Annotated in this window: 20 protein-coding genes; 10 read left to right on the top strand and 10 right to left on the bottom strand. The window is 33.7% G+C overall.

Annotated features, from left to right (window positions below; genetic code table 11):
* Positions 1-18: 18 nt before the first annotated feature.
* A complete protein-coding gene (gene nth, locus VEU72_04795) occupies positions 19-672 on the top strand; it encodes an endonuclease III (GenBank protein HYL66450.1) in 654 nt (217 codons plus the stop codon).
* Here the strand turns inward: nth and VEU72_04790 are convergent.
* From VEU72_04790 to VEU72_04780, 3 genes are read right to left on the bottom strand one after another with little or no spacing between them, the layout of a single operon-like run.
* Complete coding sequence (locus tag VEU72_04790) at positions 656-1,366, bottom strand: hypothetical protein (protein ID HYL66449.1); 711 nt, start codon at positions 1,364-1,366, stop codon at positions 656-658. The genes nth and VEU72_04790 overlap by 17 nt on opposite strands.
* Entirely contained in the window at positions 1,356-2,510 is a 1,155-nt protein-coding gene (gene sat, locus VEU72_04785) for a sulfate adenylyltransferase (GenBank protein ID HYL66448.1), read from the bottom strand. Before sat ends, VEU72_04790 begins: the two co-directional genes overlap by 11 nt.
* Positions 2,507-3,229 (bottom strand): phosphoadenylyl-sulfate reductase, encoded by a 723-nt coding sequence (locus tag VEU72_04780; protein ID HYL66447.1) that lies wholly within the window; start codon positions 3,227-3,229, stop codon positions 2,507-2,509. Before VEU72_04780 ends, sat begins: the two co-directional genes overlap by 4 nt.
* Before the next feature lie 99 nt (positions 3,230-3,328).
* Here VEU72_04780 and VEU72_04775 point away from each other — a divergent pair, with 99 nt between their 5' ends.
* From VEU72_04775 to VEU72_04760, 4 genes are all read left to right on the top strand, one after another.
* Positions 3,329-4,465: a thiamine biosynthesis protein gene (locus tag VEU72_04775; protein ID HYL66446.1), complete on the top strand. Its 1,137-nt coding sequence runs from the start codon at positions 3,329-3,331 to the stop codon at positions 4,463-4,465.
* Between the two features lie 31 nt (positions 4,466-4,496).
* Entirely contained in the window at positions 4,497-5,726 is a 1,230-nt protein-coding gene (locus tag VEU72_04770) for a glycosyltransferase (GenBank protein HYL66445.1), read from the top strand.
* A gap of 145 nt (positions 5,727-5,871) precedes the next feature.
* Complete coding sequence (locus VEU72_04765; protein HYL66444.1) at positions 5,872-6,093, top strand: hypothetical protein; 222 nt, start codon at positions 5,872-5,874, stop codon at positions 6,091-6,093.
* 19 nt (positions 6,094-6,112) lie between these two features.
* On the top strand, positions 6,113-6,508 hold the full coding sequence (locus VEU72_04760; GenBank protein ID HYL66443.1) for a hypothetical protein: 396 nt from the start codon (positions 6,113-6,115) through the stop codon (positions 6,506-6,508).
* A 16-nt stretch (positions 6,509-6,524) separates the two neighbouring features.
* Here the strand turns inward: VEU72_04760 and VEU72_04755 are convergent, their stop codons facing one another.
* Complete coding sequence (locus VEU72_04755; GenBank protein HYL66442.1) at positions 6,525-7,325, bottom strand: SDR family NAD(P)-dependent oxidoreductase; 801 nt, start codon at positions 7,323-7,325, stop codon at positions 6,525-6,527.
* A 36-nt stretch (positions 7,326-7,361) separates the two neighbouring features.
* The gene (locus VEU72_04750; GenBank protein ID HYL66441.1) at positions 7,362-8,378 is read right to left on the bottom strand and encodes a lysylphosphatidylglycerol synthase transmembrane domain-containing protein; all 1,017 of its coding nucleotides are present in this window, start codon (positions 8,376-8,378) and stop codon (positions 7,362-7,364) included.
* 59 nt (positions 8,379-8,437) lie between these two features.
* Between VEU72_04750 and VEU72_04745 the strand changes: the two genes are divergently transcribed.
* Positions 8,438-9,196, top strand: coding sequence for an ATP/GTP-binding protein (locus VEU72_04745; protein ID HYL66440.1), 759 nt, complete (start codon positions 8,438-8,440; stop codon positions 9,194-9,196).
* On the top strand, positions 9,196-10,113 hold the full coding sequence (locus VEU72_04740; GenBank protein ID HYL66439.1) for a homoserine kinase: 918 nt from the start codon (positions 9,196-9,198) through the stop codon (positions 10,111-10,113). Before VEU72_04745 ends, VEU72_04740 begins: the two co-directional genes overlap by 1 nt.
* Here the strand turns inward: VEU72_04740 and VEU72_04735 are convergent.
* On the bottom strand, positions 10,110-10,871 hold the full coding sequence (locus VEU72_04735) for an enoyl-CoA hydratase-related protein (GenBank protein ID HYL66438.1): 762 nt from the start codon (positions 10,869-10,871) through the stop codon (positions 10,110-10,112). The genes VEU72_04740 and VEU72_04735 overlap by 4 nt on opposite strands.
* Before the next feature lie 92 nt (positions 10,872-10,963).
* Here VEU72_04735 and VEU72_04730 point away from each other — a divergent pair, with 92 nt between their 5' ends.
* On the top strand, positions 10,964-11,791 hold the full coding sequence (locus tag VEU72_04730) for a GRP family sugar transporter (protein ID HYL66437.1): 828 nt from the start codon (positions 10,964-10,966) through the stop codon (positions 11,789-11,791).
* A 38-nt stretch (positions 11,792-11,829) separates the two neighbouring features.
* Positions 11,830-12,504 carry a 7-cyano-7-deazaguanine synthase gene (locus tag VEU72_04725; GenBank protein HYL66436.1) on the top strand — a complete coding sequence of 225 codons (675 nt, stop codon included), beginning with the start codon at positions 11,830-11,832 and terminating at the stop codon, positions 12,502-12,504.
* Between the two features lie 7 nt (positions 12,505-12,511).
* Here VEU72_04725 and VEU72_04720 read toward each other — a convergent pair whose 3' ends face one another.
* From VEU72_04720 to VEU72_04710, 3 genes are read right to left on the bottom strand one after another with little or no spacing between them, the layout of a single operon-like run.
* Positions 12,512-12,766, bottom strand: coding sequence for a hypothetical protein (locus VEU72_04720; protein ID HYL66435.1), 255 nt, complete (start codon positions 12,764-12,766; stop codon positions 12,512-12,514).
* Between the two features lie 44 nt (positions 12,767-12,810).
* A complete protein-coding gene (gene folE / locus VEU72_04715; GenBank protein ID HYL66434.1) occupies positions 12,811-13,371 on the bottom strand; it encodes a GTP cyclohydrolase I FolE in 561 nt (186 codons plus the stop codon).
* Positions 13,371-14,084: a 7-carboxy-7-deazaguanine synthase QueE gene (locus VEU72_04710; protein HYL66433.1), complete on the bottom strand. Its 714-nt coding sequence runs from the start codon at positions 14,082-14,084 to the stop codon at positions 13,371-13,373. The genes folE and VEU72_04710 overlap by 1 nt, the downstream gene beginning before the upstream one ends.
* A gap of 93 nt (positions 14,085-14,177) precedes the next feature.
* On the opposite strand from VEU72_04710, the gene VEU72_04705 reads away from it, so the two are divergent.
* The gene (locus tag VEU72_04705) at positions 14,178-16,562 is read left to right on the top strand and encodes a 6-bladed beta-propeller (GenBank protein HYL66432.1); all 2,385 of its coding nucleotides are present in this window, start codon (positions 14,178-14,180) and stop codon (positions 16,560-16,562) included.
* Here VEU72_04705 and VEU72_04700 read toward each other — a convergent pair.
* Positions 16,559-16,756, bottom strand: coding sequence for a hypothetical protein (locus VEU72_04700; GenBank protein HYL66431.1), 198 nt, complete (start codon positions 16,754-16,756; stop codon positions 16,559-16,561). The two genes, VEU72_04705 and VEU72_04700, sit on opposite strands and share 4 nt — an antisense overlap.
* Between the last annotated feature and the right edge of the window lie 61 nt (positions 16,757-16,817).

Genomic DNA, 16,817 nt, shown 5'->3' with positions numbered 1-16,817 from the left:
ATCAAGAACTTGGAACAAATGAAAAAAATTCTACATGGTATGATGGAAACAATGACTTCTGTCAAACCACCGAGAATGACTGCGTTAAGAGAATTACGTGAAGCTGAAACAGGTGGCCCTCTTAGCATCCTTATTGGAACGATTCTTTCTGCAAGAACACGAGATGAGAACACTTCGGCTGTTGTAAGAAAATTATTTGCAAGATATAAATCTGCCAAGTCACTTGCACAAGCCAAGTTATCAGATGTTGAAAAAATAATCAAGTCAACTGGATTTTATCATGTAAAGGCAAAAAGAATCATCGAAGTTGCATCCCTCATTCATTCAAAGTATTCTGATAAAGTTCCAGATACATTGGAAGAGTTACTAAAGCTTCCAGGAGTCGGTAGAAAAACTGCAAATTGTGTTCTTGTATATGCATTTGAAAAGCCTGCAATACCAGTAGATACACATGTTCATAGAATTTCAAATAGACTAGGTCTAGTAGAAACAAAAACTCCTGAAGAGACAGAACTCGAATTAATGAAAAAAATTCCAAAAAAATACTGGCTTAAAATAAATGACACATTTGTGATGTATGGTCAAAACATCTGTAAACCAATATCTCCCATGTGTAATGTCTGTCAGATAAAAAAAGAATGCAATTATTACAAGACTAGTTTCGCTTCTTAGTTTTAACCAGCACTATTATCAAAGCTGCTGTTCCCGCAAGAATTACTATTGGCATATAAAATATTGGACTTTGTGCAGGGTCGCCAGATAGAAAATTAAGGGTCATGTTTCCAGAATTTGTTGCAGGTGGATCGGTGGTAGACCCCATTCCATAAACAGAAAAAGTCTTTATTGTTAAATCGTTCACATCTAATTCATCTACAGCCGTTTTTGATCCAACTGTTACCGAAAGGCCGCTGTTACTTGAGTGTTGAACAGTAATTACCTTATCTGGTGACCAACCATTAGTTTTGTCCTCATGAATTACAAAATATCCATCAGCTGGGGTATTGACAGCTACCCAAAATTTGTAATCGGGTTGACTGCCCATACCAATTTCAACAAATTTTTCTGCGCTTGAGATATCATATAGTCGTACTACGGCAGTACCATTTGGGTTTTCATAAACAAGTTTGTTTTGGATTTCAATTAGCCAGTTTGTAGCATGTTCGTGTTCAAGATTAAAAACAGTTGCATAATGACTAACTACATTAAATGCACTAAATGGAACTGTTACCGAGTCCAGGCGTTCTGATGGATTTATTGGGGATTGAGCATATGCTGGAACAAATGAAATTATTAATAAAAGAACAAAGATTGTAATACGACTTGTAAAACTAGATAAAGTAATTTTTAATGAAATTTTATTCAACAAAGGGTTTATCCCAGCTCATTATTATTTTGGAGACTTCGGGCCTAATCATATATTCTGATGGGCTTTGTTTATCAAGAATCATTGTTCTTAGTTTAGTACCGCTAAGCTGTTCTTGATGTTCTGGTCCATGTGGACAATTTCTTTCACTTGCAAATGAAAGGCATTTTTTGCAATAAAAAAATGCAGGATAAAAGATAGGTTCTATTTCAAGATCAGAATATTCATCAAATATCTTCTGTGAAGCAAATGGATCATAGAAAGTTCCAACACCTGCGTGATCACGACCTATTATAATATGAGTACACCCAAAGTTTTTTCTCATTATGGCATGATGAATTGCTTCTTTTGGACCAGCATACCTCATTTCTGTATGAAGTGTTGCCAGCAGACATCGATTTTGTGGATAATAATATTTGATTAATGTTTCATAGGCACTAACTATTACTTCATCAGTAAAATCGCCAGATTTTTTTTTGCCTATCAATGGATTTACAAAAAGGCCATCATGTGTGTTAAGAGATGCCTTTTGAAGCATTTCATGAGCTACATGCGGTACATTTCTTGTCTGAAAAGCAACAATGGTTTTCCAACCTGATTTTTCAAAGCTTGATCGTGTTTCAATTGGTGTCTTTCGGTATTTTCTTATTGGTATTTCAGATTGTCTTTTGATATAATCAATTTTTCCACCAACAAGAAAGTCTTGCATCGACATGGTCTTTGCAACACCTGGATGGGTTGAATCAGTTGTACCATAGATGCCTTTTGCCATCATATCTTTGTCAAAAGTATACACCTCTTCAACATGTAAAATTGCAAAATCTTCACCTTGGGGATTTTTTAAGATAATATCACGCGCATCTTTCATTTTAGTAGCTGTTTGTTTATCGACATCAAGTACGATTGGAACTGTCCAAGGAATTTCGTTTGTTAATCTTCCTTTGCTGACTACTGCTTCAAAGTCTTGTTGTAGTAAAAATCCCTCCAGCGGACTAAAAATTCCATCTGCAATGTTTTCAATATCGCTTGCAAGATCAACATTAACTGATATTGAATATGTTCCAGCAAAATTTTTAGTCGTTATTCTATTTACTAATTTGCCACCGTGTGGTCTAGCAACTCCCTTACCTTGTTCCAAGAGACTCACTTGTTACCGTGATCTGCGTGCAAACCGCATTCTTTTTCTGGATCGGTTTCCCACCACCAACGCCCTGCTCTTAGTGGTTCGCCTGGTTTTATTGCTCGTGTACATGGTTCACATCCAATACTAGGATAACCCTTATCGTGTAACTTGTTATATGGAATATTGTTTGATTTGATGTAATCCAAAGTTTGATCCCAACTCCAATCAATTATTGGATTTATTTTGATCATGTCATTGTGCTGTTCATCTACTTCAATTTTTTTTGAACCTGCACGGTTCTGAGTTTGGTCGTTTCGTAGTCCCGTTATCCAACCATCAAGCGTTACAAGCATTTTATTCAAGGGATGAACTTTCCTTATCCCACAACAAAGTTTTCTGTTTCCCATGCTTTGATAAAACAAATTCATTCCGTTTACTCGGACCATCTGTTCTACTTCATTTTGGTCTGGAAACATGACCTCAAGGTTTATGTTGTATTTGTTTCGAATCTCGTCCATCACATCATATGTCTCTTGGTTGAGCCTTCCTGTGTCAAGGGTAAAGATTCTAGCCTTTGGATTTATCTTCATCATCATATCAATGATTGCTACGTCTTCTGCACCAAAACTTGATGCCATTCCTAGTTTTGGATGAAGATTATCAATTGCCCATTTTAGAACTTCTTGTGGAGTTTTTAGATCGTTATTTAACTGATTAATTTGTTCAGCAGTAAACTTACTCATAAAGAATTGCATTTCTTCTGGTCATATAATTATTACTAGATTCAATTGGAAAGAAAAACCATTTCTAGAGTTATAAAGAACTTGAAATAAAGAAATCAAATGAGTGAGAAAACAGTAGTTATCATTTTCCCTACCATTTTTTCTCTAAACAAAATAGATTATCTAATTTCAAACATAGCTAAAATTCTTAAAATGAAAAACCAGACTTATGACAAAATACAACAAAATGATGCTGTCATAATAATAGATGCAAAGGATCCTGTTATTGCATCCTCAATAATAGGTACACTTTTTGGAATTGATAAGATAGCAATTGCAACAGAGGTAGAAAATAGTTTTGAGAGTGTTCTTTCCAACATTGTTAAAATTGGTTCAAATCTTCTTCTTAAAGGAGAAAAATTTCTAATAAAAGTAGAAGGGCAAACAACTCAATACATGCCAAAAGATTTGGAATTAGCTGCAACATCTTCACTAATTGAAAAGACCTCTCATCTACAAACAAAACCTGGTTCTGCGACAATCTACGATAAACTTCTTTACACATATCTTACAAAATCACACGCCTACATCTGTATTTTCATCGATAAAGGTAATGGTGGAATTCCCTACAATTCTCATAATGAAAAGATTCTTTGTTGTGTGTATGACGAATTTTCAGCAATTTCATGTCTTCAGATAATTAAGATGGGTTTTGAACCTAAAATTTTAATATGTTATCAAAATGAACCTGATCTTCTAAACATTGTTAAGATGATAAATCAAATATTATCACATATAATACAAGATAAGGTAGAACTTCAGTTTTGCAAACTTTCTTCAAAATCATCTGGGAGTTCAAGTGTTTTGTTTAAGATTGCTCTCATTACAGAAATACTTTCAGTTCTTGCAACTAGAACAAAAATAAAAAGGATATCAATTTCAGTTTCATCAATGATATTTCCCTCTTGGTTTATTGAGTATAATGCCAAAGTTGTATTAAAAAGAAAACTGCTACCATGGTTTCCTCTTCTAGCAGTAGATAACAGTATTTTTGAAAATGCAAATGAGTTAGGATTAGAAAAGTATATGTCTAAAATACAGAATTTATGCAAACTAAAATTCAATGGTAACAACATACAACAAGACAGAATTCGCAAGATTTCACAGATCACTATAAAAACAAGAAAGATAATTATGGTTAAGATAGGTACAAAAAACGTACATGATATTATTGATTCAATAAAATCTAATCACTGAGAATTTAAACGGGATAAATTGATTTTATTTCATGTTAAAGATAGGTGAATTCATTTACCCATGGGGAAATGGTCATTACACAAGAATGATGGCGTTAGATCAAATTCTGACTAAATACATAAAATCAGAGTTCGAGGTACATTATTCAAGTAAAGGTGAAATATATCAAAAACTACTTGAAAAATTTCCTACAAAAAAACAATATATTCATGAAATTTTCATGCCAACACCAATTGATGGAAAGAAAGGTCCAAGTGTAACACGTTCACTATGGAATTTTTTACTTCCAGTTTCAGGGAATCCACCATTAGTTAAACAAATTTCAAGCTATTTAATAAAAGAAGCAAAACTATACGATGTACAAAAATTTGATCTTGTAATTAATGATGGTGATGTTGGATCTAATGTATTAGCAGATAAAAGAGGAATTAATTGTATATTTGTAACAAACCAGTTTAAACCAAAACTTTGGAAATCACATTCTTATTTTTATCCTTCAGTAGTTTACATATCAAAACAGATAGAAAAAGCTACAAAGATTGTAGTAGCTGATTCTGCTCCCCCAAACACTATCTGTGAATACAATCTCAACTTCACAGATAAGATAAAGAAAAAAGTGGTTTATGCAGGACATTTTTCAAATAGAATGATAACAAATCCAAAACCAAAATCAGATTTAGAAAAATTAACTGAGAATGAAGATTTTGGATATTGGATGCAAACTGGCAACAAAGCTACCAATGATGTAACTGGCAAAAAATACAAACAAGTTTTTCGTGCAAATGAGATGCGTAATGAGAAGAGGTTAATCTCTCATGCCAAAAATGATCCAACTATAGATAGAGTTACTGGTAGAGATGGTAAAGTGTATTCTTTTTCTGAAGCTTTCGATAAAAAAATAGACTGGATTCAAATTGATGTTGGATTTTTGTCAGAACAGGAAAAGAACACAGTTCTGGATTTGTGTAAATATGTAGTGATAAATGGTTCACATACGGCAATGGGTGAAATACTTGGAATGAAAGCAAAGCCAATCATAGGTATTCCAATCTATGATGAACATACAAACCAGATAAAATGGGCAGAAGACAAACGTCTAGGCGTTCTTGCAACAAATAAAAAACAAGTAATAGCTGCCATTCATAAAATACAAAAAAATTATGAGGTATACTTGGAACATGTTACTGAATTTGCTAGGGGTTTTAATAGAAATGGTGCACAAAATACGGCAAAAATTATTTCTGAGATGTTAGAGAGTTAGAAAGGATTATAATTTTTCATTACTCAATTTCAAACCTGGTACGCGGCATTTTCGATGGGCGAACTGACCGAAAGGGATGACGATAGAGACCGCGTACCAGAAAATTGGCAAAGGCTTTTATGGATAATTTTGATGATTGGCGTCATTGACTGATTGTCCGGAGTGCGCAGCCAAGGAAGTACAAATAGAGATGAAATTTGATCTTAACACGAAACATTTTATCTGTAAAAAATGTGGACTTTATGCAACTAGAGAACAAATAAGTGATATCAGAGATAGATTAAATCGTCGTGAGAAAACAAGGGAGGACAAGCACGATGAATATAGAGATTGGTGGACATCAAGTAAAAAAGAAAAACAGAGTTAGTTTTTAGAGTGAGATTAAAATGGCAAAAGAACTTCCAAAATGGGCTCAAGATGAAATAAAGAATGCAAAATTCGGCAAACCTGAGTCTCTAACTAGGACTGGTTACATACTTGAGATCTATGATAAAGATAATAAAATTGATGCTCAATTGTATGAGGAAGTTGAGGATGGAAGACGTATCATAACATTAGATTTACCAAAAAAAACCAAGGCTGCAGATCTACTGAAGGGTGTTGTCTATGAATTTACATTTAATTCTGTAAAGGCACCATTGAGTAAAAAACTAATAGATCTTCTAAAAAAAGAGATGGAGATAGATATGGATGCAATTTACCAGTTTGAGCTCACACAACTTGAAGCAATGGATGTGGATTCTGGTACTTCAAGTTCATCAGAATCTGAGGAAGAAGAATAATCCATTACAGGTTAATTTAGGATACTTTTCTTGCTTTCATTGACTTTCTAAAAGCTGTACCAATAATTGGATTGATTAGATAAGGAAATGTTTGTTTGAACCAGACTGCAATTCTAACAACCGATGGAATTATGATCTCTAGTCTTGGCGAAGATGATGCTCTCACTATTGCTTTAGCAACAGCACTAGAACTAAGTGACATTGATGAATATTTTGGGAAAGATTTGAAAGATTGATGTTTTAAAAAATTAGTTTTAACCATAATAGGACTGACGACAGTAATTCCCACCCCAGTTCCCTTTAGCTCATGATAAAGGCCTTCTGAGAAACCTAACATGGCAAACTTGGATGCACAATATGGTGCAATTCCAGGAATGCCGAAACTTGCAGCAACTGATGCCACATTTACTATATGTCCTGATTTTTGCTCTAGCATTTTTGGCAGGAATATCTTTATACAATAAATCATACCAAAATAGTTTGTAGCCATTTGAGATTCTATTTCTTCAATTTTTGATTCATGTATTGGACTGTAAATGCCAAAACCTGCATTATTAACTAAAACATCGATTCTACCAAACTTTTCTAGAACATCTCTGCCCATTTTTTCAACCTCATCTTTCTTGGATATATCGCAGGGATAAACCAGGAATTCAGAATTATATTTTTTAATTTTTTCTGCTACAACTTCAAGATTTTGTTTATTTCGTGAAACCAATACTACTTTGCTTTTTCGTTTGGCAAATTCTATTACAGATTCTTCGCCAATACCGCTAGAAGCTCCAGTGATTACAACTACTTTGTTGGCATAATCCATTAAAACAAAAAAGAGTCTTTGAAAATAAAGTGGTTTCTATACAGTTTTTGTATTTTTTATGCCTGGATACACAATTTTCATCAAGAATATCCAGCTTATAACAAGGCCAACATGATAAGTTGCAATCCTCCAGCCTATTACAACATTCCATTGAAGACTGTTTTTTGCTGCCTCAAAGGTCAATGTATTAAGATGTCCAAGATACGCCCAGATTGCAAATTCTGTAAGACCTGATCCGCCAATTGTAATGGGTAAGTTTCCTATAGCGTTTGAAGCCATCGCAGCCATAAGGGAGTGAAAGAAATCTATGACATAACCTGCATTGTTTGCAATTATCATAAATGATAATCCATAAAATCCCCAAGTAAAGACAGAAATAATAATTGATACAGCAAAGGCTTTTTTTGCTTGCTTATTGTGTAATGTTTCTCTACTCATGTCACAAATCTCTTTCATCCAAAGATTTGTTTTATCAAGCGAGTTCACTATGCGTTCTCTTCCAGAACGTTTAGCAAGTTTTGTAGCCCATGAAGGAATTTGAAAAGTTCTTTTAGATGATAAAAAAAATAGTGTACACCACAATCCAGTGACAGGCAAACTTATTGCAACTATTGTGATCCCAATAACATATGCACCGTTAAGAAATGAAAATACAGCTGCAGTAAGAGCAAAAGTTCCTGCTACTAATACTTCGGTAACAATTTCCATTATCGTAACCCAGGATGCTTTACCAATTGGAATACCTCTCTTATTTAACCACATTATTCTAGCCAATTCTCCACCTACAAATGATGGAGTGGTAGATGTAACAAACTCGCTTCCAATTCTTACTGAGATTGTTTTCCAATTAGCCTCTACAGGTCCAAGAAATTTTTTTACTAAATAATTGAATTTTAGACCTTGTGTAAACAATTTACAACACATAGCAAGTGCAGCACCAACAAAAGGAAGAAGACCTATAGCAAAAAGAGAATTAAGACTTATGTTAAAGGTAACAGCAATTAAAACAAAAGGGATTACACTTACTGGAATTGCCAGTATTTTCCAATTCATTGTCTGCATTATTTAGGGATGGAAATATAAGCTGAACATAAAAATAGCTATTAGTCAAAATGAAAGCCATTTTTATTATTGGTACTGCTGGTTCCGGGAAATCATTACTCACGGCAAACTTATTTGATTATTATACAAAGAATGGTAATTTTGCTGGTGTTTTAAATTTGGATCCAGGAGTAGAAAATTTACCATATACTTGTGATGTTGATGTTAGAGACTATGTAGATCTTATCTCAGTAATGAAACAGTACGATTTGGGACCTAATGGTGCAATGATAATGGCAAGTGATCTAATTGCATCAAAAATTGATGAACTTCAAAGAGACGTTGATAATGTAAATCCAGACTATTTGATAGTTGATACGCCAGGACAGATAGAGCTTTTTGCATATAGAACAAGTGGTCCTTTTTTTGTACAAAATTTTAATGTGGAACAAAAAGGTGCAATATTTCTACATGATGGTTCACTTGTTACCACACCAACTAATTTTGTTTCAATGGCACTTCTTGCTTCGTCAATCAAACTTAGATTAAATTTGCCTTTCGTTAATGTCTTAACAAAAATTGATCTGATAGAAGACCGAATTAGAGATATTTTAAAATGGTCTTCAAATCTGAACAGTCTTGAAGAAGCAATATCTAAACAATCAGATGGGGAAAGCTACACTCTTGTGATGAATATTTTAAGAAGTTTGAATGTTGGTGGATTTTCCCAAGGACTAATTCCAATTTCAAATACAACTACTGAAGGAATGATTAATCTTGAGGCTGCGTTGAGCAGAATTCTTAATTTGGGAGAGGAGATAGAAGAGTAATGGTCTCTAAAGTTATTGTAAAATCTCCATCTTCTACTGCAAACTTGGGTCCCGGCTTTGATGTGTTTGGTCTTGCACTTGATGCCTATTATGATAAAATACAACTTGAAAAAGGTAATAATGGAATTAAAATTCAAACTTCTGACTCTATTCCCATTGTACCAGAAAAAAACTCTGCCGGATTGGTTGTAAAAGAAATGGCAAAAAAATTCAAGATCAAATCTGGTCTAGTTTTAAAAATTAACAAAGGAGTACCTGCAGGCTTTGGAATGGGAAGCAGTGCAGCGTCAGCTGCTGCCGCTGCTGTAGCTTTTGATGCGTTATTTGATCTTAATCTTGATGCAAAAGCTCTTGTAGAATTTGCAGGTATGGGAGAGAAAGCCAGTGCGGGTTCTATTCATTATGATAATGTAGCAGCAGCGTTACTTGGCGGTTTTGTTATAGTGAGAACAAATCCACTTAATATAATAAGAATAGAGCCACCTAAGGATCTGGTTCTTTGTGTTGCAATTCCCAAACTTGTCATACCACCAAAGAAGACTCAAGTTTCTAGAGGTGTTCTACCAAAACAAATCAAGCTTTCAGATCACGTCCATAATCTCTCAAATGCCGCAGCAATGACAGCAGGATTTATGAAACAAGATACATTGATGATTGGGAGTTCTGTAAGAGACATAATAGTGGAACCTGCAAGGCAACACATGATTCCAGGATTTATTCAAGTAAAAGAAAATGCCCTTCGAGCTGGAGCGCTTGGTTTCACGATAAGTGGTGCGGGACCATCTGTTATTGCCTTTGCTTTGCAGACATCCAATGTAAAAAAGATTTGTACTGCTATGGAAATAGGATTCAAATCTGCAAAAACAAAATGTCAAACAATCATATGCAAACCAAGTAAAGGTACAATAATACTTTAGTTATTTTTTTCTACAAACGCTCGCATTCTTTCTTCTCTTTCTTTACTTGAAAAGCAAAGAGACCAAGAATAGATTTCAAGCTTTAAACCAGTATCTAGATTTGCATCCATTCCTTTGTTAACAAGCATCTTTGATATACCAATAGCAAAACTACTGTTTTTTATTATATTTTTTGCATATGCTTTTGATTCTGAAATAAGATTTTCATTTGAAATTATTTTATTTACCAAACCCATTACAAGAGCTTCTTCTGCATTAATTTTTCTTCCTGTAAATATTAGATCCTTTGCCCTAGCAGGTCCTATAATTCGTAAAAGTCTTTGAGTGCCACCCCACCCTGGACAGATACCTATTGTAACTTCAGGTTGACCAAGTTGAGCATTTGGAGAAGCGAACCTAATGTCACATGCAAGACCAAGCTCACAACCCCCACCAAGTGCGTAACCATTAATTGCCGCAATGACTGGTTTTTCCAGTTTTTCAATCTTATTGAGTACCTCATGTCCTTTCAATGCGTATTTTTCTGCTTCCGATGATCCTATTTTACTCATATATTCAATATCAGCTCCTGCAGAGAATGCCTTTTGTCCAGCACCGGTAATAATAACTACCTTTGACGAGTCTTTTTCTAAATCATCTAATATTGAAATAAATTCATTCATTACTTCAAGATTTAATGCATTAAGTTTCTCTGGTCTGTTTATTGTGATTAATACAATTTCGCCATCTTTTTCAACCTGAAGATATTTTGGTGTCATGACAGAAAATTAACGTTCTAGAAATTAAACTTTGGACGAGTCATCTGATGATAGAAAACGAGTTATAACACAATTTTTACAAAGAAACTAACTTGATATATTTGGGTCTGCTTTTTGCTGTCCTTGCAGCTATAAACTGGGGAACTTTTTTTGTATCAGTTAGAAAAGTAGGCATCACAAATGTCTGGCAACTACAAGGAGCAACTTCTATAGGCGTTCTTCTTTTTGCCATCCCAATTGGTTTTTTCTGGGGTTTTGAATTACAGTTAAGCGGTTTTGTAGCTGGCATAATTTGGACTGTCAGTAATATTCTAGCTCTATATGCAGTAAGACTAATCGGACTTGCAAGAACATCGCCTTTTCTTGCAGGATTTAGTATTATAGCGTCATTTACGTGGGGAGTTTTATTTTTTGGTGAAAAATTTAATTCATTAATTCTTGCATTGATAGCAATAGGACTTTTACTATGCGGATTACCATTTGTAACTAATGGAGCTAGAAATCCATCAATACAAAAAAAAGGATACATAGTAGCGGCAGCTGGAGGTTTGATAGGAGGCTCTTATGTTATTCCAATGCAAGCAACTCATACTCTACAAACAGGGTTTTTTTCGTCAAGTCTTTCCATTTTTATGATTGGTATACCTTTGTTTTTCTTTGCGAGAAGATTTATCAAAAAGGAGACTATTGCTGGAGTCATTTCTGGAACTCTTTTTAATATTGGTAGTCTATCAGTGTTAATTGCTGTTGGCATGATAGGCATAACAATAGCATATCCAATTTCTCAAACAGCTACCCTTTTTGCAGTATCTTGGGGAATATTATATTTTAAAGAAATAGTTCAAAAACGTGGAATAATACGTGTCGGGATGGGTGCTGTTTTGATATTATGCGGTGCAGCATTACTTACTATAGCATAATCAAGCAATTTATTTGGCATAAAACAATAGCATTCAAATTGAAAAAAGCAATAATAATTTTTAGTGGAGGATTAGATTCCGTTTGCACTGCAATACATTTGAAATCTAGGTTTGAACTTCATGCAATTACTTTTTCATATGGTCAAAAGGCAGATCAAGAAATAAAAATAGCAAAACATTTTGCAAAAAATTTAAAATTAGCAGAGCATAAAATTGTAAATATAGAGTTCATGAAAGAACTTTACGAGAAAACAAATGCGCTCACAAACTCAAAAATGAAAATTCCTTCCAAGTTTGATTATTCTGTTGTAGTTCCTATAAGAAATGCTGTTTTTCTCTCAATTGCTTCTGCATGGGCATTTTCAAAAAATGCTCAATTAGTAGCATATGGTGCCCATAAGGGTGATCAAAGATATCCGGATTGTAGACCTTCCTTTAGTAGACTAATTGAACGGGCATTTAATGAAGGTGAAATTGATGGAATAAAGCAAAATCTTAGAAAGAAAATCAATGTGTGGACTCCTTTTATGGTCGGTTTGTCAAAAAGTGATCTTCTAAAAATTGGTTATAAAAGACTTGGAGATGAAATCTTCAAAACTTGGAGTTGTTATGCCAATGTCAAAATTCATTGCGGTAGCTGTGAATCATGTAGCAATAGAAAAGCTGCATTTCTTAAAGCCAGAATATATGATAAAACAGAGTATAGAAACTAGATTTACTTTAGATTTTTGATAAAATAGGTCTTTTCAAAATAAAATTTCGTACAATCAGATAATAGACAAGAAAGACTGCACCAATTATTCCCCAAAATATCCAATCAGTCATGTCTTCTGTAAATCCTATTTTTTGAAAATAACTCATGGAATTCAATGAAATTCCAATAGCTGCTCCTAACACAATAAAGAATTCAAGGGCATACCATAGGAATGTAGGAAACGATTCTTTTGGTACATGTGCATTATTGTGTACACCCATGTTTTGCTGTAGTTTAGACGTTATTATTTAGTTTTTTCAAAAAATTAGATTATTTTAGTTTGTGAGCTGGCATTGTAAATCATACCCAGTATGTCTGTTCTGGCTTCTTTTTTGTCGTAAATTCCTCTATATGCAACGGTAGTTACTTTGGCATCATTTTCAACACCACGCATTTTCATACAAAGATGTTCTCCTTCTGTGATCACAATAACTCCCTTTACTCCTTCTGAATACAATTCATCTGCAATGTTTTTTGTAATCCTTTCTTGTATTTGCAATCTTTTAGTATATTTTTCTACGAGTCTAACTAATTTTGAGATTCCAAAAACTTTTCCATTTGGCGAATATGCTATAGCAATCTTTCCAAAAAAAGGCAACATATGATGTTCACACATTGAATAAAATTGAATATCTTTTGCAATAATTACATCAGAATCTTCAGAGAATTTGACAGATAGTTCAGATTCGGCGTCATAACCATTGAAAATTTCTGTGTACATGTCTGCAATTCTGGCGGGAGTATCCACCAGACCCTCACGAGTAGGATCTTCGCCTATTTCGGCTATTAGTTCTCTTACTAGTCGTCTTATTCTATCTTTATTCATCATGGTGCACCTATGAATTTATGAAGTTGCGGAATTATTCGTGCTTCATTATAATATGGATAAACTGCATCATAAAAACTAAGAAGCTGTTTCAAACTTGGCTCTGCTATACCATAGGTTGGCTGTATTATAAATCCTGCAATTTTCGATTTAGAAGTACTAGTAAAAATCTTCTCTAGTAGCTTTTTAAATGGTCCAAGTTGAGTTTTTGAATTTATTACGACTTTGATGTAGGTAATTTTTTTTGAATTTACTGCCAGGGTAAGGCATTGTAATTCATTTTCTAAAAGTTTAGAATAATGTTTTGGATCAACAAATTCTGATTCTGGTGTCTTAAATTCAATTTTGATGTAATCAAGATATGGAAGAACTTGGGAAAATCTTTTCGAGTCATAACATGATGATTCAAGATAAGTTGGAATTTTTTTCGCCTTAGCAAACTTTGCCATTTCTGAGACTGCTTCAGATTGAAGCAAAGGATCACCTCCTGTAAAATTGACTTTGTATGTATTTTTTTCCAAATTATTTTCTATTAGTTTACAAGCTTCGTCAATGGTGTATTCCTGTCCAGAATCCATTGGTAAGGAGTCTTTAGTGTCACAGTAAAAACATTTGAAAGGACAACCTGCTAGTCTTACAAAAAGCGTCTTTGTTCCATATAGTATCCCTTCTCCTTCAAGTGAAGTGAATATCTCAAATAGTCTTACTTTCAAGCAATCGATCTGTAGTTTTTCAATATTTATTCAATTGGATCTATGCCTGAGTAACTAAAATGATTTATTTGTTCAAAATAGAAAAATGATGTAGTGAAAATCATACTTTGTGCAGGTTTACTTTTCTTAACATTAATTTTTCTAATTCCTCAAGAAGCTCATGCAATCACAATAGATGCTGTTCCAGAATCTGATGATTTTGGTCCAAATGATAACATCAGTGTAGATCTAAACATACATGGATATGGTGTGGGATCCGTATCATGGGTAGCACATAGGCCTGATGGTTCTAGCATTTCTGGTTCCCTTGATCAGTTCAAAGGAGGCAAAGGAATTCATCAGATTTTAAGAAATGCATTTGATAATTACTTTGGCAATTGGTCAATAGATTATACGTATAATGGAATAAAGCAGACAGTTTCGTTTAAGGTAGAACCTATCAAACTTATTGTAATACCAGACAAAGAACTTTACTATGAACCTGATATTATGAAAATAAACATCACTACATCATATTACATTCCTGTTGCTACAAAAGCACAAGTTTTTCATTTGAATTTTTATGACAGTAATGGTAATTTTGTAAAGAATTTGAGGCAAGTTGACATAATGCCCTTTCAATATAGTACGGTATACAATTTTCCAATAAGTGAAATTATTGATAACGATAATCCTCCAGGAGAATATAAGTTCAAGATTCAATATTACAACATTTCTGTTGAAGTACCATTTCTAATAGATGATGTAAGAAATCTTATGACAATTTTTTTGCAAACAGATAAGCAAGTATATGATACAGGAGATGGTGTTAATCTACACCTCTTATTTACAAGAGTAAAAGAATCAAGTGGTGCAATGAAAATCACCGATCCTTTAGGTAATACTACATCCAGTACATTTCCAGTTACTTCAGTTAATACAAATTTACACCTAGAAAATATTACAACCAAACCTGGAACCTATAATTTGGAAATACAATATGCTGGAATCACTCAAAAAAAATCATTTCAAGTGACAGCAAGATCTACTCTAAAACCAAATATTGATTTAGAAATTTTCCTTGACAAATTGAAATACAGACCAGGTGAGATTATTGGTGCAAAAATTCACACTACAAGTTTGATTACAAATTCCATAGGTTTCTGGTTTGTAGATCCAAATGGAAAACAGAGTATCAAAACCACTGTGCCAATGAAATCAGGAGATATTATTATTCCCCATAAAATTGACAAAAATGACGTGCAAGGAACATGGAATATGTATATTGATTATGGAGGTGCCACAAGAACTGCAACATTCTTTGTGCAGGGTCTTTCTATAGAAAACATTGACACTGTTTCATCTTTTAAGTTTAGTAAACCAAAATTAATTACTACTTTTGGTTCTGGCACTAATGTTAATTTCAAGAATCCCAAGGCTATCACGATAGATTCTACTGACAACATCTACGTAGTGGATTCTGGAAATTCACAAATTAAGAAGTTTGACTCTGCTGGAAAGCCGCTTTTGTCTTGGGGATCATTTGGATCAGGAAATGGACAATTTCAAAATCCATCTGGAATTTTAGTTGATCAAAAATATGTTTACATATCTGACACTGGAAATGCGCGAATAGAAAAATTTGATAAAAATGGAAACTTTGTATTAGCATGGGGAACATATGGTGAGATTCCAGGAATGTTTCATACGCCCGTTTCTATATCTGAAGATAGAGATGGGAACATTTTTGTTTTAGATTCTGGAACAAATAAAATCCAAATATTTGATCTTAATGGAAAATACAAAGATGAATTACACCCTGCTCTTACCTATGGTGGAAACTTTACTGCAGCAAATTCAATTGTTTTTGATTCTCAAAATAATTTTTATGTTGTAACCTCAGATACGAATAGAATTTTGAAATATAATAATAACGTAGATTTTATCAATTATTTTGGTTCTACAGGTACTGAAGAAGGTAGATTTAACAATCCTAATTCCATAGCAATAGATTCCAATGGTTACATCTATGTTGCAGACACAAATAATTACAGAATACAAAAGTTTGATTCTGATGGAACATTTCTAGTTAGTTGGGGTTCATTTGGTATTGGTCCTGAGCAGTTTGCAGATCCAGTTGGATTAGCTATTGATTCAAAAAATAATGTATATGTAATTGATAAGGCAAATAATGATGTTCAAAAATTTTCTCCATTAGGAAATGTAGATGAAATAACTATACCAACTTGGGTGAAAAACAGTGCCAAATGGTGGTCTGAAGATCTTTTTAACAATACTGACTTTGCAACAGGAATAAACTATCTAATAAGACAAGGAATAATTCAAGCTCCTATAACCTCTAATGAATCTAATTCTAATGTGAAAATACCAGGATGGATTAAAACAAATGTAAACTGGTGGACAAATGGATTGATCTCAGACAAGGAATTTACAGCTGAAATTCAATACCTCATCTCTGTTGGAATAGTAAAGACTTAGGATGTTATTTGTGGTGTTTTTCTCACAAAAAGTCCTGCTATAAAAATTACCACACCAAGTATTCCAATGAGACTTCCTATGAACTCAATCGTGTCTTTAAGTTGAATTTGTGTTGGTGCAAGAAAGACTGCCAGCAAAGCTCCAACCACAATCATTGGTATACCTATACCAACAGACATTTGTTTAGAAGTCATGTGATGAGTTGTTTTGAAAAACATATATGAAGTTTATGTAAGTTTTGTACCACGTTGTGAG

Source organism: Nitrosopumilaceae archaeon (assembly GCA_035631875.1).
Lineage (GTDB): Archaea > Thermoproteota > Nitrososphaeria > Nitrososphaerales > Nitrosopumilaceae > TA-20.
The sequence above is the reverse complement of the archived record's forward strand: the minus strand, read 5'-3'. Positions and strand labels throughout refer to the sequence as shown.

Excerpts from the sequence above, each read along its gene's own strand:
- VEU72_04755 (HYL66442.1), bottom strand. The coding sequence starts at position 7,325 with ATGGATTATGCCAACAAAGTAGTTGTAATCACTGGAGCTTCTAGCGGT.
- VEU72_04775 (HYL66446.1), top strand. The coding sequence starts at position 3,329 with ATGAGTGAGAAAACAGTAGTTATCATTTTCCCTACCATTTTTTCTCTA.
- VEU72_04735 (HYL66438.1), bottom strand. The coding sequence starts at position 10,871 with ATGACACCAAAATATCTTCAGGTTGAAAAAGATGGCGAAATTGTATTA.
- VEU72_04745 (HYL66440.1), top strand. The coding sequence starts at position 8,438 with ATGAAAGCCATTTTTATTATTGGTACTGCTGGTTCCGGGAAATCATTA.
- folE (HYL66434.1), bottom strand. The coding sequence starts at position 13,371 with ATGAATAAAGATAGAATAAGACGACTAGTAAGAGAACTAATAGCCGAA.
- VEU72_04750 (HYL66441.1), bottom strand. The coding sequence starts at position 8,378 with ATGAATTGGAAAATACTGGCAATTCCAGTAAGTGTAATCCCTTTTGTT.
- VEU72_04740 (HYL66439.1), top strand. The coding sequence starts at position 9,196 with ATGGTCTCTAAAGTTATTGTAAAATCTCCATCTTCTACTGCAAACTTG.
- VEU72_04720 (HYL66435.1), bottom strand. The coding sequence starts at position 12,766 with ATGGGTGTACACAATAATGCACATGTACCAAAAGAATCGTTTCCTACA.
- VEU72_04700 (HYL66431.1), bottom strand. The coding sequence starts at position 16,756 with ATGACTTCTAAACAAATGTCTGTTGGTATAGGTATACCAATGATTGTG.
- VEU72_04780 (HYL66447.1), bottom strand. The coding sequence starts at position 3,229 with ATGAGTAAGTTTACTGCTGAACAAATTAATCAGTTAAATAACGATCTA.
- VEU72_04760 (HYL66443.1), top strand. The coding sequence starts at position 6,113 with ATGGCAAAAGAACTTCCAAAATGGGCTCAAGATGAAATAAAGAATGCA.
- VEU72_04770 (HYL66445.1), top strand. The coding sequence starts at position 4,497 with ATGTTAAAGATAGGTGAATTCATTTACCCATGGGGAAATGGTCATTAC.
- nth (HYL66450.1), top strand. The coding sequence starts at position 19 with ATGAAAAAAATTCTACATGGTATGATGGAAACAATGACTTCTGTCAAA.